20 protein-coding genes and 2 pseudogenes are annotated in these 20497 nt (G+C 68.8%); 16 read left to right on the forward strand and 6 right to left on the reverse strand.

What is annotated here, in order from left to right; translation table 11 throughout:
* The first annotated feature begins 148 nt into the window (after window positions 1-148).
* The 8 genes and pseudogenes from ACZ7OU_RS48775 (at window position 149) to ACZ7OU_RS48810 (ending at window position 6490) form a co-directional block, all read left to right on the forward strand.
* Entirely contained in the window at window positions 149-997 is an 849-nt protein-coding gene (locus ACZ7OU_RS48775) for a hypothetical protein (protein WP_470260552.1), read from the forward strand.
* A gap of 669 nt (window positions 998-1666) precedes the next feature.
* Window positions 1667-1936 (forward strand): hypothetical protein, encoded by a 270-nt coding sequence (locus ACZ7OU_RS48780; protein ID WP_470260553.1) that lies wholly within the window; start codon window positions 1667-1669, stop codon window positions 1934-1936.
* Between the two features lie 113 nt (window positions 1937-2049).
* A pseudogene (locus tag ACZ7OU_RS48785) lies at window positions 2050-2620 on the forward strand (TetR/AcrR family transcriptional regulator).
* 136 nt (window positions 2621-2756) lie between these two features.
* On the forward strand, window positions 2757-4271 hold the full coding sequence (locus tag ACZ7OU_RS48790; RefSeq protein ID WP_470260554.1) for a carboxylesterase family protein: 1515 nt from the start codon (window positions 2757-2759) through the stop codon (window positions 4269-4271).
* 21 nt (window positions 4272-4292) lie between these two features.
* On the forward strand, window positions 4293-5315 hold the full coding sequence (locus tag ACZ7OU_RS48795) for an alcohol dehydrogenase catalytic domain-containing protein (protein WP_470260555.1): 1023 nt from the start codon (window positions 4293-4295) through the stop codon (window positions 5313-5315).
* A 245-nt stretch (window positions 5316-5560) separates the two neighbouring features.
* On the forward strand, window positions 5561-5941 hold the full coding sequence (locus ACZ7OU_RS48800; RefSeq protein ID WP_470260587.1) for an aldo/keto reductase: 381 nt from the start codon (window positions 5561-5563) through the stop codon (window positions 5939-5941).
* Window positions 5884-6018 (forward strand): annotated as a pseudogene (locus ACZ7OU_RS48805) (aldo/keto reductase); the annotation flags it as partial. The gene ACZ7OU_RS48800 and the pseudogene ACZ7OU_RS48805, both read left to right, overlap by 58 nt.
* A 79-nt stretch (window positions 6019-6097) precedes the next feature.
* Complete coding sequence (locus ACZ7OU_RS48810; protein ID WP_470260588.1) at window positions 6098-6490, forward strand: aldo/keto reductase; 393 nt, start codon at window positions 6098-6100, stop codon at window positions 6488-6490.
* A gap of 30 nt (window positions 6491-6520) precedes the next feature.
* Here the strand turns inward: ACZ7OU_RS48810 and ACZ7OU_RS48815 are convergent, their stop codons facing one another.
* Window positions 6521-7348 (reverse strand): helix-turn-helix domain-containing protein, encoded by an 828-nt coding sequence (locus ACZ7OU_RS48815; RefSeq protein WP_470260556.1) that lies wholly within the window; start codon window positions 7346-7348, stop codon window positions 6521-6523.
* A gap of 212 nt (window positions 7349-7560) precedes the next feature.
* Between ACZ7OU_RS48815 and ACZ7OU_RS48820 the strand changes: the two genes are divergently transcribed.
* From ACZ7OU_RS48820 to ACZ7OU_RS48830, 3 genes are all read left to right on the forward strand, one after another.
* The gene (locus ACZ7OU_RS48820) at window positions 7561-7956 is read left to right on the forward strand and encodes an MmcQ/YjbR family DNA-binding protein (protein ID WP_470260557.1); all 396 of its coding nucleotides are present in this window, start codon (window positions 7561-7563) and stop codon (window positions 7954-7956) included.
* Complete coding sequence (locus tag ACZ7OU_RS48825; protein ID WP_470260558.1) at window positions 7953-8321, forward strand: MmcQ/YjbR family DNA-binding protein; 369 nt, start codon at window positions 7953-7955, stop codon at window positions 8319-8321. The genes ACZ7OU_RS48820 and ACZ7OU_RS48825 overlap by 4 nt, the downstream gene beginning before the upstream one ends.
* Window positions 8322-8421: 100 nt before the next feature.
* Window positions 8422-9735, forward strand: coding sequence for a replication-associated recombination protein A (locus tag ACZ7OU_RS48830; protein WP_470260559.1), 1314 nt, complete (start codon window positions 8422-8424; stop codon window positions 9733-9735).
* A gap of 65 nt (window positions 9736-9800) precedes the next feature.
* Here the strand turns inward: ACZ7OU_RS48830 and ACZ7OU_RS48835 are convergent, their stop codons facing one another.
* From ACZ7OU_RS48835 to ACZ7OU_RS48850, 4 genes are all read right to left on the reverse strand, one after another.
* On the reverse strand, window positions 9801-10529 hold the full coding sequence (locus tag ACZ7OU_RS48835) for a hypothetical protein (RefSeq protein WP_470260560.1): 729 nt from the start codon (window positions 10527-10529) through the stop codon (window positions 9801-9803).
* A 177-nt stretch (window positions 10530-10706) separates the two neighbouring features.
* A complete protein-coding gene (locus tag ACZ7OU_RS48840) occupies window positions 10707-11123 on the reverse strand; it encodes a TIGR03618 family F420-dependent PPOX class oxidoreductase (protein ID WP_470260561.1) in 417 nt (138 codons plus the stop codon).
* Between the two features lie 32 nt (window positions 11124-11155).
* Window positions 11156-12322, reverse strand: a complete 1167-nt coding sequence (locus tag ACZ7OU_RS48845; RefSeq protein WP_470260562.1) for an epoxide hydrolase family protein — start codon at window positions 12320-12322, stop codon at window positions 11156-11158.
* A gap of 31 nt (window positions 12323-12353) precedes the next feature.
* Entirely contained in the window at window positions 12354-12947 is a 594-nt protein-coding gene (locus ACZ7OU_RS48850; protein WP_470260563.1) for a TetR/AcrR family transcriptional regulator, read from the reverse strand.
* An 816-nt stretch (window positions 12948-13763) separates the two neighbouring features.
* On the opposite strand from ACZ7OU_RS48850, the gene ACZ7OU_RS48855 reads away from it, so the two are divergent.
* The 3 genes from ACZ7OU_RS48855 to ACZ7OU_RS48865 are packed head-to-tail and all read left to right on the forward strand — an operon-like array spanning window position 13764 to window position 15261.
* Window positions 13764-14231 (forward strand): hypothetical protein, encoded by a 468-nt coding sequence (locus ACZ7OU_RS48855; protein ID WP_470260564.1) that lies wholly within the window; start codon window positions 13764-13766, stop codon window positions 14229-14231.
* Window positions 14228-15094, forward strand: a complete 867-nt coding sequence (locus tag ACZ7OU_RS48860; protein WP_470260565.1) for a site-specific integrase — start codon at window positions 14228-14230, stop codon at window positions 15092-15094. Before ACZ7OU_RS48855 ends, ACZ7OU_RS48860 begins: the two co-directional genes overlap by 4 nt.
* Window positions 15091-15261, forward strand: a complete 171-nt coding sequence (locus ACZ7OU_RS48865) for a hypothetical protein (protein ID WP_470260566.1) — start codon at window positions 15091-15093, stop codon at window positions 15259-15261. Before ACZ7OU_RS48860 ends, ACZ7OU_RS48865 begins: the two co-directional genes overlap by 4 nt.
* A gap of 75 nt (window positions 15262-15336) precedes the next feature.
* Here the strand turns inward: ACZ7OU_RS48865 and ACZ7OU_RS48870 are convergent, their stop codons facing one another.
* Window positions 15337-15735 (reverse strand): hypothetical protein, encoded by a 399-nt coding sequence (locus ACZ7OU_RS48870; RefSeq protein WP_470260567.1) that lies wholly within the window; start codon window positions 15733-15735, stop codon window positions 15337-15339.
* 694 nt (window positions 15736-16429) lie between these two features.
* Between ACZ7OU_RS48870 and ACZ7OU_RS48875 the strand changes: the two genes are divergently transcribed.
* Together ACZ7OU_RS48875 and ACZ7OU_RS48880 are read left to right on the forward strand one after the other, a co-directional pair.
* Entirely contained in the window at window positions 16430-17086 is a 657-nt protein-coding gene (locus ACZ7OU_RS48875; protein ID WP_470260568.1) for a hypothetical protein, read from the forward strand.
* Window positions 17087-17630: 544 nt separating this feature from the next.
* Window positions 17631-20408, forward strand: a complete 2778-nt coding sequence (locus tag ACZ7OU_RS48880) for a helix-turn-helix transcriptional regulator (RefSeq protein ID WP_470260569.1) — start codon at window positions 17631-17633, stop codon at window positions 20406-20408.
* Window positions 20409-20497 lie beyond the last annotated feature (89 nt).

Genomic DNA, 20497 nt, shown 5'->3' on the forward strand with positions numbered 1-20497 from the left:
TGGAGAGGACGGACGCCGACATGTGTTCGATGTGGGTGCGCTACCGCTGCCGGGCTGGCATCGAGCGCTGGCGGCGGCCCTCGCTCGGCTGATCGGCCCGGCGGGCAGCCGCCGGACGCTGCCGTCGGCGCGGGGAGTATGGGGGACGATGGCCCGATTCGTCCGCGCCCTCGAACAGATTCCGGATCCTCCGGCCCGTCCGCGGGAGCTGACGATCAGGCAGGTCGAGGTGTACTTCCGGCACCGGCGACAATCGGTGTCCGCCCAGTCGGTTGGTGTCGAGCTGCTCGGGCTGCGCAGCTTGTTTCGCACCCCACCCTTGCAGGAACAGCTCACGGCTGACGTGCTGGATCATCTCAGCCGCCGAGCCATGATCCCCCCTGTCGACGAAGTCCGGCTACAGCGACGGCGAACTCGCCCTCATCCTCCAGGCCGCCCGCGCCGACGTCGCCGCGCTCCGAGACCGGATCGACGCCGGCGAACGCCTCCTCAACTCCCTCGACGACGACCCGTCCGGCGCCCGAGCGGCACTCCGGGGAATCGTCGAAACAGGGGAGATACCGCGGAGAAGCGGGACCGACGTGGTCACCGAGAACCTTCGCCGGCGCGCGCTGGCGGGCAGCTGTTCGTCACTCGGCCCGACCTGGAACCGCTGCTCGTCCTGCTGACCGCGCTGACGCAACGGAACGTCGAAACCATCAAGGAACTGCCCGTCGAGCACCGGATTCTTGAAGACCGCGCGGTCGAGCTGCAGGTGATCAAACGACGCCGCGGGCGGCAGCACTGGACCGAGACGGTCACGTGGGAGATCGGGCTACCCCACCGGGAGCTGTACACGCCGGGCGGGCTCTATCTGCTTGCGCACCGGCTGATGGCCCACGGCCGCACCTGGAGCGCCGCGAGTTCGATCTGGTCGATCTGGCGCAACGCCGACCGCGGCCGGCCCGCGGTCTCCGAACATGGCGACCTGTTCGCACAAAGCTCGACGCCAGCCTGAAGCTGCCCGCCTGGAGCGCACGCCACGAACTGCGCACCGACCCGCGACTTGACGGCTCCACCGACCCGCTGATCATCGACTGTGTCCGGCTCCGCGCCAGCATGGAGGTACGCCGCACCCGCGCCGTCGGCGGTCACCTGCCCTCGGCAGCACGGTCCAACAGCGTCGCCGTGCTGTTCGCCGACTACCTGCGCGGGGACCAGACAACGATCGAGTGGGCCCGCGACATCGACGCCGAGCGGGAGGCATTGGGAGCCCACCAGCGCGCGGTGGCCGCAAGCGGCCACGCTGCTTTGCAAGTTCACGCCACGACCGTGGCTCCCGAGGTCGCGGGCGCGGCTGAGGCGGCGTGGAACGCGTGCGCGAACCCGCAGTCGCATCCGGCCGCCCAGCAGCCGTGCCGTCAGGTGTCGTTTCTGGACTGCTTCCACTGCGGGAACTGCCTGATCACTCCTGCGCACCTGCCCGCGATCCTGGCTTTGCAGCAGGCCCTGGATCAGCGTCGCACCCTCGAGGCACGGACCGCTGGTGGGTCCGCTACGGGCCCACGTGGGCGGCGATCCGCCGCCACGTCCTGCCGAAGCTCACCCCCGCCGAGGTCGAACGCGCGCGCCGCGAGCCCACACCTGATGTGCTGCTCGACCTTGCTGGATACCCATGGGAGCACCCGTGACGCTCGCTGCTCGCACGCCCGCATATCGGCCGGCCGACGAAGATCTTGTGCTTTCGGGGCGGCCGCTGCGCTCCGGCGTCGCGCTGGAGACGACGTCCGGGTTTGCCGATCCGGTGTGGGAGCTCGGCCCCTCGATCCTGCAAAAGCACGCGAGGAACGTCCGGCTCGACTTCTCCGCGGAAGTGTCACCTGAAGACCATCAGATGACCGATGCCTGCAGGGCCGTTTGTCGAATCCCGGGAAATGATGGCGAAGCGTCACCGTAAGCAACCGGCCGCGACCCGCCGCGAAACTCCCGGACCGCGCCGGAAGGACACGTCATGACCGCCACAGCACCCACTGCACCAGGGGTGCGGTTACCTCGACGACCGGAGGCACGATGATGACGGGATCGGTCAGCCCCCGGCGGGCGGACACCCGGCGCAACCACGAGCGCATCCTCGCCGTGGCGGCGGAATCGCTGTCTCGTTCGGCCGAGCTGTCGTTCAATGCCATCGCGAAGCAGGCGGAGGTCGGGGTCGGCACGGTCTACCGCCATTTCCCGACGTCCGAAGCGCTCATCCTGGCGGTCTATCAGCGCGAAGTCCGGCACCTGGTGGACATCGTGCCGCGCCTGCTCGCCGCGCACCCGCCCGAGGTGGCGTTCCGGGTCTGGACTACCGACCATCTCGCGCACTACATGATGACCAAAATCGGCTTGGCCGATGCCCTGCGCGTCGAGACGTCCGTCCGCGGGGAACTTGCCCACGAGCGGGTACCACGCGATGGTCGGCGCGGTCTCGACCCTGCTGAAGGCGAACGTCGACGCCGGGACCGTCCGCGACGGCCTGAACCCGGAGACGGTCCTGCGGGGATTGGCCGGGCTGCTCTACCTCAGCCCCGGCGAGGACTGGCGGGAGCAGACGGCCGCGCTGATCGATTTGCTCTGGTGCGGCTTGGGCAGGACCTGAAGGGCTTCGTGGGCCCTGCTCGCCGGCGAACAGGGCAGGTCGCCCACAGAGATCGACAACTCGAACCGGTGAACCCGCCGAACTCGGACTACGGGACGACGAGGGGCAGCGAAGAGTGTCACCTGCTGACCACCAGATGACCGCTGCCGGCAGGGCCACTTACCGAATCCCGGGAAATGATCGAGAACAAGCAACCGCGCCGGAAGGACACGTCATGACCGCCACCGCACCCACGGCCCCGACTGCACCAGGGGTGCGGTCCTGGTGGGGAATCCCGTACGCCACCGCCGAGCGGTACCGCCGCCCCGCGCTCGCGGCATTCGACCCGGACCGCCCCTACGACCGCAAGGGCGTCGCCCCCGTCCAGCCCGACACCGGCGACTGGCTCGAAGCGGACAGCGGGACCGGCGAGGACTGCCTGAACCTGAACGTGTGGGCTCCCGCGCAGCCCGTGGGGAAGGCGCTACCGGTGGCCGTGTACGTCCACGGCGGCGGATTCGAGTTCGGCGCGAACACCCAGATCACCTCGAACGCCGCCGGTCTCGCCTCGTCGGGGCGGGTGGTGGGCGTGTCGGTCAACTACCGGCTCGGCGCGCTGGGTGCGGTCTCGCTCTCGCAATACGGCGGGCGGCTCGCCGAGGCCAGCAACCTCGGCCTGCAGGACATCATCGCCGCGCTCACCTGGATCAAGCAGAACATCGCCTCCTTCGGCGGCGACCCCGGCCAGGTCACCGTCTTCGGCCACAGCGCCGGCGCCTATTCCACGTTCGGGCTGCTCGGTGCGTCGTCCGCGGACGGGCTGTACCGGCGACTCGCCGGGTTCTCCGCCGGGCCCACCCGGCTCCAGCCCGCCTGGTGGGCCGAGGAACTCGCGCACCGGTTCGTCACCGAACTCGGCGTCGCGGAAAACCCCGACAAGCTGATCGACCTCGACCCGGCCTCCCTGGTGACCGCCCTGCACCAGGTCACCCCGACCGACCTCGGAGCCCGCGGCGGGATGGACTGCCAGAGCCTCGGCGTCGTCCTGGACACCGGCCAGCCCGGCGCAGTGCTGCACGCCCACCCCATGGACGTCCTGGCCTCGGGCTCGCACCGGGACATCGACGTACTCCTCAGCTTCGCCAGCGACGACATGGGCTGGTGGGTGGCCAACGACCTCGACCGGTTCGACCCGCACACCATCGACCGCATCACCGACGAAGTCGCGGGCTGGCGCATTCCCCGCTCCCGCGCGAAGAAGATCGTCGACGCCTACGACCAGCGCGGCCGCACCCCCGCCGAGGTTCGTGCCGCGCTCCTGACCGACTACATCTTCGCGCTCCCCGCCGCCCGCGGCGCCCTGACTCACACCGCCGCGGGCGGCAACGCCCACCTCCTCACGATCGGGCCCGCCGACGGCGCGCCCGCCGTGCACGGCACCGAGATGTATGCCCTGGTCGGCCAGGAACAACCGGGCCGCAGCCCCGGCCAAGCCGAGCGCGACACGCGCATCCGCGACATCGTGCTCGACTTCGCCACCGGCGAGCAGACCCGTCTGTGGCCCGCCGTCATCGACCGGCCCACCGCGGAAAGCGTCGGCCACCCGCCTTTCGAGGCCGGCGCCCACTACCAGGCGGCCCTCGATTTGTGGGCGAACATCGACCGCCCCTGAGCACGCGAGAAGGAGTTCGGCATGAACCCATCGACAGCAGCGGCCGATACCGCACCGGTGACGATGCGAGCCGTCGTCGTCACCCGGCCGGGCGGCCTCGACGCACTGGAGATCAAGGATGTGCCGGTGCCCGTTCGCAAGCCCGGCTGGGTGCGGATCAAGGTAAAAGCGTTCGGCGTCAACGAGTCCGAGGTCACCACCCGCAAGGGCGAGTCGAGCCCGGAGGTCACCTACCCGCGTGTGCCCGGCATCGAGGGCGTCGGCGTGGTCGACGAGGCCGACGAGAACAGCGGGCTGCGGCCGGGACAGCAGGTGGCCACGATGATGGGCGGCATGGGCCGCTCCTACGACGGCGCGTACGCCCAGTACGTGACGGTGCCCGCGGAGCAGGTCATCCCATTCGACACCGGCCTGCCGTGGGAGGTCGTCGGCGCGCTACCGGAGATGTTCCAGACCGCGTACGGCTCCCTCGCCACCGGCCTCGGGCTGCAGGCGGGACAAACGCTGCTGATCCGCGGCGGCACCTCCACGGTCGGGCTGAGCGCGGCCACGATCGCGAAGGACATCGGAGCCACCGTGCTGTCCACCACCCGCAGCGCGGAGAGGGCCGGGGAACTGCGGGCAGCGGGCGTCGACCATCCCCTCATCGACAACGGCACTATCGCCGAACAAGCGCGCGAGCTGGTGCCGGACGGCGTCGACGCCGCGCTGGAACTGGTGGGCTGCTCGGTCCTCGCCGACACCCTCCGCACCGTCCGCCGGGACGGCACCGTCTGCTTCACCGGAGCCCTGGCGGGCCAGTGGACGATCCCCGACTTCTCCCCGTTCATGATCCCCTTCGGGGTGCGGCTGACGTCCTATGGCGGTCAGGCGGCCGACCTCCCAGCCGACGTCTTCGCCCACCAGCTCCAGGCCATCGCCGCAGGGCGCCTCACAGTCCCGATCGCGAAGGTCTACCACGGCCTGGAGCAGGTCCGTGACGCCCAGGCCGACGTCGAGTCCGGCGCCACTCCAGGCAAGCACGTCGTCGTCCTGGACGACTGAGACCTGGGCCGCTGAAGGTCATCGCACACATCGTCTCGAAACCGCCGCGCCTGCCCGCGCCCAAGACCTCAGCCGGCTGCCGCGCACCTACATCGACACCGGCTCGGCTACGCCGGCCGTCTGTCCGAGGCGGGCGTGAGCGTCGATTTCCACATGTGGGGCGGGGCCTTCCACGCGGTCGACATGGCGGTGGGTGAGGCGGCTGTGTCGCGCGCCTCCACTGCGACCCGCTGACCGTCTCGGCGATCGGCTACGGCTCGATGGGCCTGACCATGGGCTACGGCCCCGGTGACGAGGCAGCGGGCATCGCCGCCATCCGCCGCGCCCACGACTTGGGCGTCACCTTCTTCGACACCGCCGAGCTCTACGGCTGGGGCACGAGCAACAACGAAATTCTGCTCGGCAAGGCGGTCAGCGACTTCCGCGACGAGGTCGTACTGGCCACCAAGTTCGGCTTCGCACAGACCGAGCAGGGCCTGGGCCTCAACAGCCGCCCGGACAACATCGCACAGTCACCGACAACAGCCTGCGCTACCTCGGCGTCGACCGGATCGACGTCCTCTATCAGCACCGCGTCGACCCGGACGTGCCGATCGAGGACGTCGCGGGCTCCGTCAAGGAACTGATCGACGCGGGCAAGGTGAAGTACTTCGGCCTCAGCGAGGCGGGTCCGCAGACCATCCGTCGCGCGCACGCCGTCCAGCCGGTCTCGGTCCTGCAGACCGAGTACTCGCTCTTCGAGCGCGACGTCGAACAGCTCTTTCCGCCTCCAGGAGCTCGGCATCGGATTCGTCCCCTACTCGCCTCTCGGCCGCGGCTTCATCACCGGTACCGCGAAGCCCGCGGCAGAGTACGACGCCACCGACTTCCGCCACGCCAACCCGCGCCGGCAGCCCGGCAACTTCGAGAAGAACGTCGAAGCCGTGGACCGGCTCGGCCGGCTGGCCACGGCCAAGGGCATGACCGTCTCCCAGCTCGCCCTGGCCTGGTTGCTCGCCCAGGGTGAGCACATCGTCCCGATCCCGGGCACCCGCAGCGCCGCCCGTATGGAGGAAAACGCCCACGCGGCCGACGTCACCCTCACCGAGGCCGATCTTGCCGCGATCCACGAGGTCCTCCCGACCGGCGGATTCGGCGCCCGCTACGCCGAAGAGCACATCCCCGACTGGGTCTGACCCCAGCCCGAGCGGGCCGCCGCGCTCTGCTCACGGATCGGTCGTGGTGTCGCGGGCCGCGTAGGCGGCCGGGGTGAGGCCGGTGCGGTCGCGGAAGAAGCGGCCGAAATTCGCTGGATCGGTGAAACCGAGGTGGGCGGCCACGGCCCGGGCGTCCCACCGGGCGCTTCCGAGCAGGCGCCGGGCTTCGAGCAGCCGCCGCTCGTTGATGAGCTCACGCGCCCCGTTGCCGGTGGCGTCCTGAGCGGCGCGGCTGAGGGTGCGGACCGAGCAGCCGAGCAGCTCGGCGTAGTCCGCGGCCCGGTGCAGCTCGCGGAAACGCAGCTCCAAGGTGTCCACGAACCGTCCATAGAGGTCACCACGGCTCGTGCCGGCCGTCGCGTCGGCAGGGGCGATCCCGGCGGCGTTGGCGAGGCGCAGCAGCAGCGATTCGAGCAGGCTGCGGCGCAGGGCGTGGTGGAGATCGAGAGGGCGGCGCCCGAGCGCGCGGTGTTCGTCCAGGAGCTGGAACGCCGTCTGCTGGAGCCAGGGGGCGTCATCGGGGTGCGGCCTCAACACCGCGGGCGCCGCGTGTGCGGTGAGCGGGGCCAGGAGGCGGGCGGTGGCGGGCGTCAGCACGTCCGGCTCGAACAGGATGAACGGGCCGCGGGCGTCGCCGGGCGGATGGAAGCACAGCGCGTGCCCGGGACGCACCCACAGCCACTGGCCGGGCGCGACGGTCCGCGTGACGTGGTCGACGTCGTGCCGCAACTCACCCTCGGTGACCAGGATCAGGTAGTGGAAGGTGACGCGGACCGGATGGGGTGGATTCCACGGCCAGTCGTCGTGCTGGGCGAAGAAGTCCTCGACGGTGCTCACCTCAAGGCCGTACGGAGTACCGACCCGAGGGCTGGAAACCGTACAACGGAACCGCGACCGGTTCGCTCGGCTTGGGGTGTCGCTTGTCGACCATCACGTGTCCGCAGCCTACCGCCCTCTTGGTCGACTGCGCGGGAAGACTGGGACGCGCGGCGCGCCCTCTTCTTCCATCGCTGCCACAGTCCGTCACCACCTGAGAAGGCCCACTACCCATGAACGGATCGAACTTGCAGAAGACGGCCGCCGATCGTGCGGAGGAACTGCCCGGAGCTCGGCTGGAGCATCCCTTCGGCCCCGGCTGGGAGGTCTTCAAGGTCCGCGGCAAGGTGTTCATGCTGATGACCGAGGTTCCGGGGCGCCCCGTCGTGATCCTCAAGGCGGACCCCGGCGAGGCCCTCGCCCTGCGGGAGCAGTACCGCCACATCACCCCCGGCTACCACATGAACAAGAAGCACTGGATCACGCTGGAGGCCGGGGAAGGCGTCGACGAGGGGCTGGTCGAGGAGCTCGTCACCGACTCCTACTTGCTCGTGGTCTCCCACCTGTCCAAGGCCGAGCGGCCCGTCGACCCGCGCACCTACGGCCGCGGCACCCGGGCAGCCAGGTGAGTGCGGCCGGTGACCGGCTCCAAGACGCCGCGCGCGCCGCGGCCCTCGCGCTGCCCGGGACCGACCACGGTTACCCGTTCACCGAGCACCTGGACGTGTACAAGGTGGCCGGCAAGGTGTTCTTGATCGTCACCGACGACCCGGCTGACCAGATCATCACGGTCAAGTGCGAACCCGAATACGCCCGCGCGCAAGAACGTGGCTACGCCTCGATCACCCCGGGCCGCTATCTCGACAAACGGCATTGGATCTCACTGGGGCCGGGTCCCGGCATCACCGAGCGAATGATCACTGACGCCGTCGCGAATTCCTACGACCTGGTCGTCGAGCGGCTGCCGCGCCGCGACCGCCCCGGCGCTCGATGAGCGCCGAGAGCTTCCGCGCCGGCGGCTGAGCCCTCGCTCGTCGGTGTCCCGTGCAACGCTTGTCACGCCCGCACACGTCCGCCTTCGACCCGAGAGTCCGATGGAACCGACCGAACCGACCCTGCCGCTCTTCGACGAGGAGCCCGCGCGGCCACTTGCCGACCGTCTGCGCCCCACGCGGCTCGAAGATGTCGTCGGGCAGGATCACCTCCTGGCCCCGGACGCCCCGCTGGGCCGCATGGTCGCCCAGCAGCGCCTCGGCTCCGCCATCCTGTGGGGGCCGCCCGGCGTCGGGAAGACGACTATCGCCCGGCTCCTCGCGGACGGCGGCAACCTGGTCTTCGAATCGGTGTTGGCCACCTTCTCCGGCGTGGCCGAGCTGCGGAAGGTCTTCGCCGCCGCGCGAAACCGGCGGAGCGTCGGTCAGGGCACCCTGCTGTTCGTCGACGAGATCCACCGCTTCAACCGCGCCCAGCAGGACAGTTTCCTGCCCTACGTCGAGGACGGCACGATCACCCTGATCGGTGCCACCACGGAGAACCCGAGCTTCGAACTCAACGGCGCCCTCCTCTCGCGCACCCAGGTCCTCGTCCTCAAACGCCTCGACGAAGCCGCGTTGTCCACGCTGCTCGACCGCGCCGAGCAGCTTACCGGCCACCCGGTGCCCCTGGATGACGACGCCCGCCGCGCCCTGATCGCCATGGCCGACGGCGACGGCCGCTACCTCCTCAACATGGCCGAACAGCTCCGGGCCCTTCCGGACACCGGGACACCCCTGGACACCACCGCGCTCGCCCACCACATCCAGCAGCGCGCCCCGCTGTACGACAAGGCGCAGGAGGGCCACTACAACCTGATCTCCGCGCTGCACAAGTCGATGCGCGGCTCCGACCCGGACGCGGCCCTGTACTGGCTCGCCCGCATGCTCGACGGTGGCGAGGACCCGCTGTACGTGGCCCGCCGGCTGGTCCGCTTCGCCAGCGAGGACATCGGCATGGCTGATCCGCACGCGGTTCAGCAGGCGCTCGCCGCCTGGGACGTCTACGAGCGGCTCGGCTCACCCGAGGGCGAGCTGGCGATCGCCCAGGCAGTCGTCTACCTCGCCACCGCCCCGAAGTCCATCGCCGTCTACCGCGGCTTCGACGCGGCACATCGCGCCGCCCGACGCACCGGCTCGCTCATGCCGCCCGCGCACATCCTCAACGCCCCGACCCGGCTGATGAAGGACCTCGGCTACGGCAAGGACTACCAGTACGACCCCGACACCGCCGACGGCTTCTCCGGCGCCGACTACTTCCCCGCCGGCATGGACCGCGAGACGTACTACCAGCCCACCCAAAACGGCTACGAAATCGAGATCGCCGAACGCCTGCGCAATTGGGCTGTCTCGCGTGCTCGCCGACAACGCGGATGACCGGGCCGCATGCCACCGAAGCGGGTCGAATTAGGCGAATAGGACCCCTCTGGCTTGTCGTACCGCTAGTGGCCGCTGTGATTGTTCAGTGGCTGAGCTGAGCGCCCGTTCATGCCAACGCGACGAGCGGCGTACGCGTCAAGGCGCAGGACTGTTCCTGCCGGACACCTTCCGGAAACACCAATAATTCTAACGGGGAAGCGCCATCGGCTTGGCGTGGTCATTTCGACTTGGACGTCGTCGCCGTTCGCGAGCTTCATATGAGAGCAGTAGAACGGACTGCCCAGCTGCGCACCATCCGGCCAACACTGAGCTGCGCAAGATGCCCGTGCAGCCACCGACTCGCCAAATGCGGTCGTCGACCACCTATAGCCTGGCCCGCGCGCCAGCGCCGCCGCGACAAGGACCGTGCCGAACCCGCGGCGTCGGTAGCCGGCATCGACCCGGAGCGGACCGATCACGCCCCTCCGGTCAATCCCGCACAACGACAAATCGAGGCCACCAATCTGCTGACCGCGCAGCTGCGGCACGCCCAGGACGCCGCGGTCGACGGGTTCCTGACCAGCTATCTGGCCGACCATCCCCGAGTGCGGACCGACCCGCTGCAGCACAACTTGCCCCACCGCAGCTGTCGTCGTCGGTGGCCCGGCGATCAGCGCCAGCTCGGCGTGCGTCGACGGCGTCTCATGCGCGAACCGCAGATCAATCTCGAACCAGGTCGACCTGCACAAACCAAGCGCCTGGCAAAGGTTGCAACTCGAGGTCGGCACATAGACCGAGTGGTCATAGCCCATGGTCCAGCCGCTACGTCGAGATAATGCCCGTTTAAACAACGATCATGACGCACCGCCGGTCTCGCCGACAGACCACTGTCCGACCCCGGGCTGCAGCCTGCCAGCCCCGGCGGTCAACGGTAACGCTCCAACCAGGTCCACAAGCAGAGTTGGGGACCGGGATGGAGGGTGCGTCCGCTACGTGCGGGGCGCGTGGGCGATGGAGTCCACCGCGATGGTGAGCAGCAACCGGGTCTCGGGTTTGCCGCTGAAGTCGGGGTGGGGTGTGCCGAGGTACTTGTGGGAGAGCTCCTCGATGTTCTCGGCCGCGCCGTCGGTGGTGGAGTCGATGACGTGCCCGCGGAGCGCGTAGTAGCGGGAAACGTCGTCGGGGTCGGTCACGCTGATGGCCACCCGGGGGTCGCGGGCGATGTTCTTGGCCTTGCGGTAGCCCACCACGGTGTTGATCAGGATGTGGTGGCCGTCGGTATCGACCCAGGTCTGGGTCAGCTGGGGTGAGCCGTCGGGCATCACGGTGGAGATGAAGCACGGGCTGGGTCGGCGGAGCAGGCCGATCAGGTCGTCGGGCAGCAGGACGGTGGGGGTGCCGGACACAGGAGGTCTCCTGGGGATGAGGGCGATGGGGCTCAGCGCAGGGTGGCGAAGGTCGCGCGGATGCTGTCGATGAGCGCCTCGGGGTTCTCGAGTGCTGCGAAGTGGCCGCCGGGGCCCTCGGCGAAATGGACGAGGTCGGTGTAGCGGCGCTCGATCCAACGCCGGGTCTTGCGGACATGTTCGCCGGCGAGCTGAATGAACCCGGTCGGCACGGCGATCGGCGAGGCGGCCGTGACCGGCGCGGGTGCGCCGCCGTTGAGCATGTCCCAGTAGATCCGCGCGGATGACGCGCCGGCGTTGGGCAGCCAATACATCATGATCGCGTCGAGCAGTTCGTCGTAGGTGAACGACGCCGGTGCGTCACCGGGGGTGGCGCAGGTGTCCTGGAACATCGCGTAGATCCAGGCGGCGAGACCGACGGGTGAGTCGGCGAGGGAATAGCCGATGGTCTGCGGGCGGGTGCCCTGTTCCTTGGCGTAGCCCGAGAGCTTGTCCCAGAAGTGGCCGGCACTCGCGAGCATGGCCTGCTCTTCGGGGGTCGCGTCGGCGATCTCGTCGGGATCGGGGCCGAACATGCCCATGCTGAGGTGAATACCGGCCAGCTGCGGGATGCCCTTCGCGGCGATGGTGTTGGTCACCGCGGTGCCCAGGTCACCGCCGTGCGCGCCCCAGCGGTCGTAGCCGAGCCGGTCCATCAGGGCGATCCCGGCGTCGGCGATCCGGGGGAAGCCCCAGCCGGTGGTGTCGGGCTGGGCGGAGAACCCGAAGCCCGGCAGGGACGGGATCACCAGGTGGAACGCCTGCCGCGGGTCGCCACCGTGAGCGGCGGGGTCGGTGAGCGGCCCGACCGTCTTGGCGAAGTCGAGCACTGAGCTGGGCCAGCCGTGGGTCATCAGCAGCGGCAGCGCGTCGGCCTCGGGTGAACGCACGTGCAGGAAGTGGATGTCCAGGCCGTCGATGGTGGTGCGGTAGGAGCCCATGCCGTTGAGCAGGGCCTCGGCGCGGCGCCAGTCGTAGGTCTCGGCCCAGTAACTGGTCAGCGCCCGGATCGCCCCGGTGGTGGGGCCCTGGCTGGTGTCGGTGACGGTCTCGAAGCCCGGCCACCGGGTGAGGGCGAGCCGGGTGCGCAGGTCGTCGAGGTCGCCCTGCGGGACGTCGATCGGGAACTGCTCGATGTCGGTGGTGAGGGTGCTGCGCATGACGATTCTCTTTCAGCTGCCGGCGTGGGGATCAGTGCGTGGGGCCGAGGAGCGGGAGGAGGACCTCGTCGACGAGGTACTGCTGCGCGGCCTCGTCGAGCGGCGCGCCGCGCAGCAGGGTGAGCAGGAGGACCCTGGCGATGGCCACGTCCAACGCCAGGACGACCCGCTCGGCCACGGCAGCCTCGCCACGGGCGCGCGCGCGGGCGGAGATCATCTCGGCATCCTTGCGGCCGCGTCGGCTGATCTGGTCGGCGATGAGCTCGCGCAGGGCCGGGTCGGAGCGGATGCCCTCGACCAGTCCGAGTAGCGCCGGCCCGCCCGCACCGGTCACGGCCCGGGTGATGCCGGCCACGGCGTCGAGGAGATCGCCACGGACCGTTCCGGTGTCCGGCGGCGTCGTGCCGGCGCCCTCGGCCGACCGCCGCAACGCCTCGGCGACCAGCTCGGCCTTGCCGGCCCAGCGCCGGTACATCGTGGCCTTTGACGACTTGGCGCGGGCCGCGATCGCATCGACGGTCACGCGCTCGTAGCCGATCTCGGTGACCAGCTCCGCCGCCGCCGCCAGAATGGCGTCCTCTCGCCCGACTCCTCGAGACGACGGTGCAGGCCGCTCGGCATCCATGGGTTCTTCCCTCCGGTCGATGTGAACGAAACGGTACCGTACACATCCGGCAGAGATGACGTGTGACCTCGACCACTTGGTCGCCCGGCCGGCCGCCGGTCGTCCGCGCGTACTGCTCGCAGGCCTGCCGGCAACGTGCTTACCGCCGGCTGATCGAGACGCTGCCGTAGGCGCCGATCGTGTCGATGCTGATCGAGCTTGAACAAGCGCGCCGGCGGCCCGTTGACGCGGTTGGCTAACGCCGCTAGCGCGCGCACCGGCTCTCGCCGCGCTAGCCAGGTGTTGCGCGTCTTAGCGACGATTGGGCGGATCAATGGCCCGGTGGCGACGCTCTCGGAGGCGACGATTGCGGCTAGGCAGCACGGCCAAGTGGCTGCCCGGAGCGCGTTCAACCCGTCGCTCGAGCCGTTGACGTCAGTTGCCGGGACGCACCTGAGGCCCCGCGCGGGAGTCCGCCTGTCCGCTGATGGCTCGATACTCGGAATGCATGTGCGATCACTCTGAGCTACAGTTAGTGTATGATCTCCCAAGCCTGGGAGATATCCCACGTGTGGGGTCCAAGTCCCCCCTTGAAAACGCAGACGTGGGAAATCTCCAGCTCGGATGTCGGTCACTCAAACTGCAGGTCGGTGGCGAACTTCAGTGTGGGGTTATAGATCAACTCGGTCCTCGGACACAGAAATACGGGATATCTCCCGCACCACAGAGTAACAGGCCCGCCACGGCGGGTCTTTCTGGCGTTCAGCCCAGGTCAGACTCGGTTGCGCTGATCTTGACCGCGCCCTCCCCGTGCGACCGCTGTCGGGGAGGTGCGTCATGACCGGCATCGCGCCGCTCACGCTCACGTCCCGCACCGGCAGGCCTGAACCTTCTCCTGTACGGGCCGGGACCCTCGTCCCGCTGCCGATACCGGCGCTGCCGGACCTGGCCGCGGATGGATTGCGGCGGTTCTCCACCGCGCTGCTGGACGCCTCTGGCCGGATCCAGGACCGCGGCATCGTCATCGCCCTGGACTGGAAGCCGGGAGACCGGCTGCTGATCACCCAGCTCCGCTCGTCCGCGGTGATCTGCCGCCGCGCCGACGGCGTCTTCCGGATGACCACCAAACCCTATGTCGTGCTCCCGGCCCCTGTCCGGCATGGCTGCCGCGTGCTGGCCGGCAGCCGCGTGCTGCTCGTGGCCGACCTGGCCCAGGACGTCCTGATCGTGCACCCCGATCACGTGGTGCTCGCGATGCTGCGCGACTTTCACACCACCCTTGCCGCTGGGGAGGCGGACCAATGACCGACACCACCACAAACCCTGGCGACCTCGAAGCCGCCCGGCTGCTGCTCTCGCGCCTGGGCGTCAACCCCGCCGATCTCCTCAACGAATCGGCCGAGAACGACGACCGCAAGCCCGTCCCGACGATCAACGAATGGATCCCCGTCGTTGCCGGGCTCGTCTCGCCCAGCACCGCCGCCTCCTACGGCTCCTACTGGAACAAAGCCGAAGCCGCCTGGGATGGGCGCCCGATGGACACCATCACCGCCAGCGAGATCAAGACCCAGGCCGAGATCGTGCGCCGCACCGCCCGGATCCGGCGCAACTCCCGCGGCGGACGCAACGCAGCGGAGAACTTCATCGCCGCCGTCCGCTGTCTCTACAAGCACCTGGTCAACGACCAGCGCATCGATGACCGCAACAACCCGGCCATCCGCGTCACCAAGCCGCGCCGCAACCCCTCCACCCGCCGGGGCCTGGCCAACGCTCGGCACGTCGAGCTCTCCGACGTCGTGGCGAGCACCGGCAACGACCCGGAACTCGACGCGCTGATCTGCCGCCTGCACGTCGAGACCGCCTGCCGCCGCGGCGGCGCACTGGCCCTGCGGCCCCGCGACCTCGACGAAAAGCAGTGCCTGGTCCTGTTGCGCGAAAAGGGCGAGACCGAACGCTGGCAGCCCGTTTCGCCGACACTGATACGCCACCTCCTGGCGCACGCCGAGGAACGGGTGACGGCGACCGCAATGGACAGCTGCTGCGCTATGCCGACGGCAAGCCAATCACCGAACGCCGCTACGACTACATCTTCAATCGCGTCCAGAACGAACTCGACTGGGCCAAGGCCATGGGCGTCACCGCCCACTGGCTCCGCCACACCACCTTGACCTGGGTCGAACGTCGCTTCGGAATTGGCGTCGCACATGCCTACGCCGGACACGCCGACAGCGGCAGCGACCTAACCACCACCACCTACGTCAGAGCCGACATCACCGAAGTGGCCAACGCCCTGTCCGCCCTGACCGGCGAACCACATCCGCTCGCACCCGCCTGACCAGTCTGCGGGGTGTTCGCGCCGCTGTCGTGTGGCGCGAACACCCCGCAGGAGCGGCGATATGGCTCCCGGTGATCAGGGAGGCGAGCCGGGCTCGGTCCGAAGGGTGGTGTGGTAGGCGAGAACCATGTCGTAGAGACGACGCTGCGGGTAGATGACCAGCAACTTGTGCTCGAGCAGTGCGGCGAGGAAGACCTGGTCGCCGGCGCGGATACGGCAGCGGGAACGGATCTTCGTGGGCAACACGAGATTCAGCTTCGCCGGCACCCGCCGTCCAGCAGTCGGGTCCGCGGTGACAGCGATCAGTCCCGAACGTACATTGTAGCGAATCGGGATCCCCGCAGACCAGCCGAGCAGGGTGATGGCTGCCTTCGACGCAACGGCGCCTGATCCGTCCACCCGCACAAGGGCGAACCCCGCCGTCGAGTTATCAACCAGCGGCTCTAGTGGCGGGACGGGAAGCGCCGTAGCCATGGGGCCTGCCCTGGGTAGTGGTGGGATCGCGAGCGTCTCGACGATGCGGTCGGCGGGCTGTACGACACGAGGGGCGGGACGGGAGATCGGCCGGAGTCGTAGTAGCGCGAGTGCTGTTTGTTGCGCTTCCTCGCGGGCACTCGACGATGTTGACACGTAGCCTCCACGTGCGTTGACGTGGGAGGGCGTCGGTTATCTAAGTGGATCACTAGTGTCAGAATGCCGCGCGATGGGGTCGACCGCCAACTCTGCACCAGAGCCGCAGCTCAACGCGTCAACTCGAGTTGCTGATCGCGCAGAGGCACGGTTCAGTTCAGCCTCTATTGGCTGCGTGTGTCGACGGCTGGCCGAGTGCGCCAGCTTGTCAGGCTCGTTCGAGCAGAGCGTGAGGCGAACATGCCTCGGGCATCTAAGGGAGCACCGAACTCAAGTGACGATCTTCCGATACCGCCGGAATCGTAACCCGCTGGTTAAGAGAACGCGTTTTGGGGTGTCGAGTGATGTCGGGCAAGACCATTTTGGCTGGTCAATGTACATCACTTGTGTCGGACTATACCGCATTCTGTCGTCGGGTACGAGACCTCTCGGGCACTTCTCGGGCACGTCCGTGTCGGATTCTGTCGAACTGTTCGTGCAGGTCAATCGCGGAGGGCGCGGGTCGGGGTGGGGGTTGCCAGGGAGGTCGGGTGCTGTGTTGAGCCCGAGCGAGGGGCGCGATCTGGTGCTGTCGGCGGTGACGCTGATCGTAGGGATCATCGTCGCTCTGACCTTTCTGTTCGGGTTCGGGAACGTACTGACGCTGGCACTCCGGTTGGGGATACCGGCCTGGGTTGCGCCGCTGGTGGCGCCTGCGGTGGATCTGTCGGTGGTAGGGCTGATGATCGCCATTCGGTCCCTCTCTCTGCGAGGCGCTCCTGCGGAGGTGATTCGGCCGGCTCGCCGGCTGCTGCTGGCGTCGAGCGTGGTGACGTTGGCGTTGAACGTCGCGGAGCCGTTGATCGCTGGTGAGGTGGGGAAGGCGTTGTTCGATGCGGTGGGTCCCTTGTTGCTGATCGGCTGGTCGGAGGTCGGACCGGTCCTGCTGCAGGCCCTAGCCTCCGTATCAGCCGTTGGGTCTCCGGCTGACGCGGCCGAGGCCACCGACTCGGACAGTGCTCCGGTCGAGCAGTCAGAGGGTGTGAACGTGGATGCTGAGTTGCTGGAGCGGGCCCGGTGTGAGGATCGGCGGCATCGGCAGCTGTATCAGCGCCCGGTCTCCGCAGAGAATCTCCGGAAGACGCTGGGCGTAGGTGCAGAGCGTTCACGCACCTTGGTGAAGTTGGTACGTGCTGAGCGCAGTATCTCAACGTAGCAGCCAATATTACTCAGGGTAGTAGTCGCTGACCGCTAACTGAGGCCGGGAGCCGCCAGTCGTCCCTCCCTTCGCCTGTGCAAGGCTGGTCGATCTCATCGGGAACCGGATCAGGATCGTCTGCGTAGACGCGCCTTATGTAGACGGGCAGCTCGTCGGAGTCCTGGTCCAGGCTTGGCCGGGGTTGGATGTGACGGCGGTGCCGTCGCGCGGCGAACAATCTTGACAGAAACTCGGTACAGCCATGCTCATGGTTGACACGGCAGTGTCTTTGACACTGGTGGGCACGTGAATCCTGTGGGTGTCCGGACTTGATTTTGTGGCAAAATCTGGTCCTGTCGAGGTTTTTTCAATCATGTCTAGTTATTGGTCGATTGTGTGGCAAGTCTGTCATGACTGCGGTTACCCAGGTGCTGCCATCCAGGAAATTGATCATTCCCGGCAATGTCAATTGCTAGGGTTGGGCTATTTCTGAAACCCGTAAACCGCTGCATAATGTGACCATGCCACTTACGTTCGTGGACCATCGGAAGGGGCCGGGCCCATGCGGGACGACCGATCAATGCTGGCGGTTGGAACCGACCTCGTGGGCCGACGCGAGGAGTGCGCGATTCTGGATGGCCTGCTGGCCGGGGCCGCCGAACAGGGCGGAGCGCTGGCGATCTCCGGAGAGCCCGGAGCCGGTAAGACCGCGCTGCTCGACTACCTCGCTGCCCGGGCAGGCCCCGGCGTGCTGCGTGCCCGTGGGGTCGAGTCCGAAGCGGTGCTCCCGTTCGTGACGCTCGCCGACCTTTTCGTCCCGCTCCGAAGCCATTTCGAGGATATCCCACAGGTGCAGCGGGACACGCTGGATGGCTGTTTCGCGCTGACCGACCGGGCCGAAACCAACCCGTACGTGGTGTGCGCCGCCGCGTTGAGCGCGCTCGCCGCCGCGGCCGAGACCGGCCCGGTCACCATGCTGGTGGACGATCTGCATTGGGCGGACCCGTCGTCGCAACGGGTCCTGGTGTTCGTGGCCCGGCGACTGTTCTCCGAACGCGTCGCGCTGATCCTCACAGTTCGTCCGGAAGCCGCCGCCCTAGTCTGCCAGGCTGGCCTGGCAGTTTTAGAGCTCGCCGGGCTGTCCCGCGTCGAAGGGGCGGAGTTGCTGCGGCGGCACGGACACGTCCCGCCCCAGGCGGTCGCCGACCAGTTGTACCTGCTGACCGCCGGCAATCCGTTGGCCCTGCTGGAGGCCGCCGCCTCTTTGCGACCGGCGCAATTGACTGGTGCGGAGCCGGTTGGGGATCTGCTACCGCTGGGCTGCAGCCTGCAGACGGCGTGGGCGTGCCGAATCGAGGAGTTGCCCGACGCGGCCCGGGCGGCACTAGCCGTGGTGGCCGCCAGCCACACCCACACGGTCGCGATGATCGCGGCAGCCCTGCATGCACAGGGTCTCGATCTGGACGCACTGGGTCCGGCCGAGGCCGCCGGGATCGTCGTGGCCGGCGAGCGCACGATCGACTTCAGGCATCCGGTCCTGCGCCCGGTGGTGCTGCGCCAGACGTCACTCACCCACCGGATCAACGCGTTCCGGGCCATGGCCGAGGTGTCTGCGGACCCGATTCGCGCCTGGTACCGGGCCGAGGCGGCGACCGGGCCGGACGATGAGGTCGCCGAAGATCTTGTGCGGGCGGCGACCGATGCCCGCAACCACAGCGGCTACAGCGATGCCGCGCTGGCCTGGCGGCGCGCGGCAGAGCTGACCTCGCATCCGGCCACCCAGGCCCGGCGGATGTTGACCGCCGCGCACGACGCGTTCACCGGCGGCTCGTCGATCACTGCCCTCTCCTGGTGCAACGAAGCCCTCGCCGCGACCGCGGACCCGCTCGTACGGGCTGACATCGAGCTATTGCGCAGCCGAATCCGCTCGTGGATCGGCCAGCCCGCGCAGGCTCACGAAGCTTTGGTCGCGGCGGCCCGAGCGACAGAGCCGGTCGATCCCGCCCGTGCTAGTGCACTGCTCGGGGTGGCGACCCTGTCGGCGGTGCTCAACGGTCAAGTACAGATCGCGGTAGAGCATGCCCGGACCAGTGTCGAGCTGGCCCGGCGGGCGTCGGCCGATCCGGCGCGTGCCTGGTTGATGCTGGGTCACGCGCTGGTCATGACCGGGCAAGTCGAGGACGGGCTCCGGACGCTGGATCAGGCGGCGGAGTTCCTGGACCAGGGGCGTCCCCCCGCCGAGCAACAGCTGATCGTGCTCGCGGGACAATGCCTGTTCTGGGCCGACGAGCCGGTGCGTGGGCACAGACTGATCAGCGGTGCCATCGATGCGGCCCACCAGCACGCCGCTCCGGTCACCCTGCCGCTGGCGCTGAGCGTGCGCAGTGAGATCGACTGCTGGACGGGCCGGTGGGCCGCAGCGTTCGCCGACGCGGCCGAGGCGTTGCGGTGGGCCGAGGAGTCCGGCCAGGTCAGCGCGCTCGGCTTCAGCCTGGCGTGTCTTGCCCGGATGGCCGCGTTGCGCGGCGACCAGGCCAGCTGCGATGAGCACGTATCGCGGGCGCGGCGGGAGGTAGGCCCGTACGGGGTGAGCAGTCTTGAGGCCTCTCTGCCCGGGGCGCTGGGCCTGGCGGCGCTCGGCGAACGTGACTATGACAACGCCGCCACGCATCTCGAACTGGCGTTCGGCTACGCCGTCGAGCATGGTGTGGACAATCCCTGCGTAGTGCCGGTCACCGCGGATCTCGCCGAGGCACACCTGCGCGGCGGCAACCGACGGCGGGCCGGCGAGGTGGTCACCTGGTTGCAGACCGCCGCACGACTCACCGGTCTGGCCTGGCCGGCGGCCGCCGCGGCCCGGTGCACGGGGATGCTGGCCGAGACGGTGGACACGGCGATGTCCTGGTTCGACCGGGCCGACGAGGAGCATCGACGGCTGGAGATGCCGTTCGAGCAGGCTCGCACCTGGCTCAGCCGGGGCGAGTCATTGCGCCGTTTCCGGCGACCGTCGACGGCGCGCGAACCGCTGCTGGCCGCGTACGGAGCGTTTGAGTCGCTGGGCGCCGTCTCGTGGGCCCGGCAGGCCGCCACCGAACTGGCCGCCACCGGCCAGCGCCGAGTGCTTCCCGGCACGAACCAGGCGGCCGACCGGCTGTCACCGCAGGAATTGCAGGTCGCTCAGGCGGTCGGCCGCGGGATGAGCAACAACGAGGCCGCGAGCTCGCTGTTCGTCTCGCGCAAGACCGTCGAGGCACACTTGACCCGGGTGTACCGAAAGCTCGGAGTGCGATCGCGCTCGGAACTGACCCGGGTGCTGATCTCCGACGCCAACGAGGGGTAGGGATCCGATAGGGAAATCCCGGAAGCGCCCTTCCCGCGTTCGCGCACAGGCTGGGCCGGTTGACGCACCGGAGAGCCGGCTCGAGAAGG

This window comes from Amycolatopsis sp. NPDC114505 (genome assembly GCF_055633615.1).

Excerpts from the sequence above, each read along its gene's own strand:
- ACZ7OU_RS48860 (WP_470260565.1), top strand. The coding sequence starts at position 14,228 with ATGACCGACACCACCACAAACCCTGGCGACCTCGAAGCCGCCCGGCTG.
- ACZ7OU_RS48845 (WP_470260562.1), bottom strand. The coding sequence starts at position 12,322 with ATGCGCAGCACCCTCACCACCGACATCGAGCAGTTCCCGATCGACGTC.
- ACZ7OU_RS48880 (WP_470260569.1), top strand. The coding sequence starts at position 17,631 with ATGCGGGACGACCGATCAATGCTGGCGGTTGGAACCGACCTCGTGGGC.
- ACZ7OU_RS48870 (WP_470260567.1), bottom strand. The coding sequence starts at position 15,735 with ATGGCTACGGCGCTTCCCGTCCCGCCACTAGAGCCGCTGGTTGATAAC.
- ACZ7OU_RS48855 (WP_470260564.1), top strand. The coding sequence starts at position 13,764 with ATGACCGGCATCGCGCCGCTCACGCTCACGTCCCGCACCGGCAGGCCT.
- ACZ7OU_RS48795 (WP_470260555.1), top strand. The coding sequence starts at position 4,293 with ATGAACCCATCGACAGCAGCGGCCGATACCGCACCGGTGACGATGCGA.
- ACZ7OU_RS48790 (WP_470260554.1), top strand. The coding sequence starts at position 2,757 with ATGACCGCTGCCGGCAGGGCCACTTACCGAATCCCGGGAAATGATCGA.
- ACZ7OU_RS48835 (WP_470260560.1), bottom strand. The coding sequence starts at position 10,529 with ATGGGCTATGACCACTCGGTCTATGTGCCGACCTCGAGTTGCAACCTT.
- ACZ7OU_RS48850 (WP_470260563.1), bottom strand. The coding sequence starts at position 12,947 with ATGGATGCCGAGCGGCCTGCACCGTCGTCTCGAGGAGTCGGGCGAGAG.
- ACZ7OU_RS48820 (WP_470260557.1), top strand. The coding sequence starts at position 7,561 with ATGAACGGATCGAACTTGCAGAAGACGGCCGCCGATCGTGCGGAGGAA.
- ACZ7OU_RS48775 (WP_470260552.1), top strand. The coding sequence starts at position 149 with ATGGCCCGATTCGTCCGCGCCCTCGAACAGATTCCGGATCCTCCGGCC.
- ACZ7OU_RS48830 (WP_470260559.1), top strand. The coding sequence starts at position 8,422 with ATGGAACCGACCGAACCGACCCTGCCGCTCTTCGACGAGGAGCCCGCG.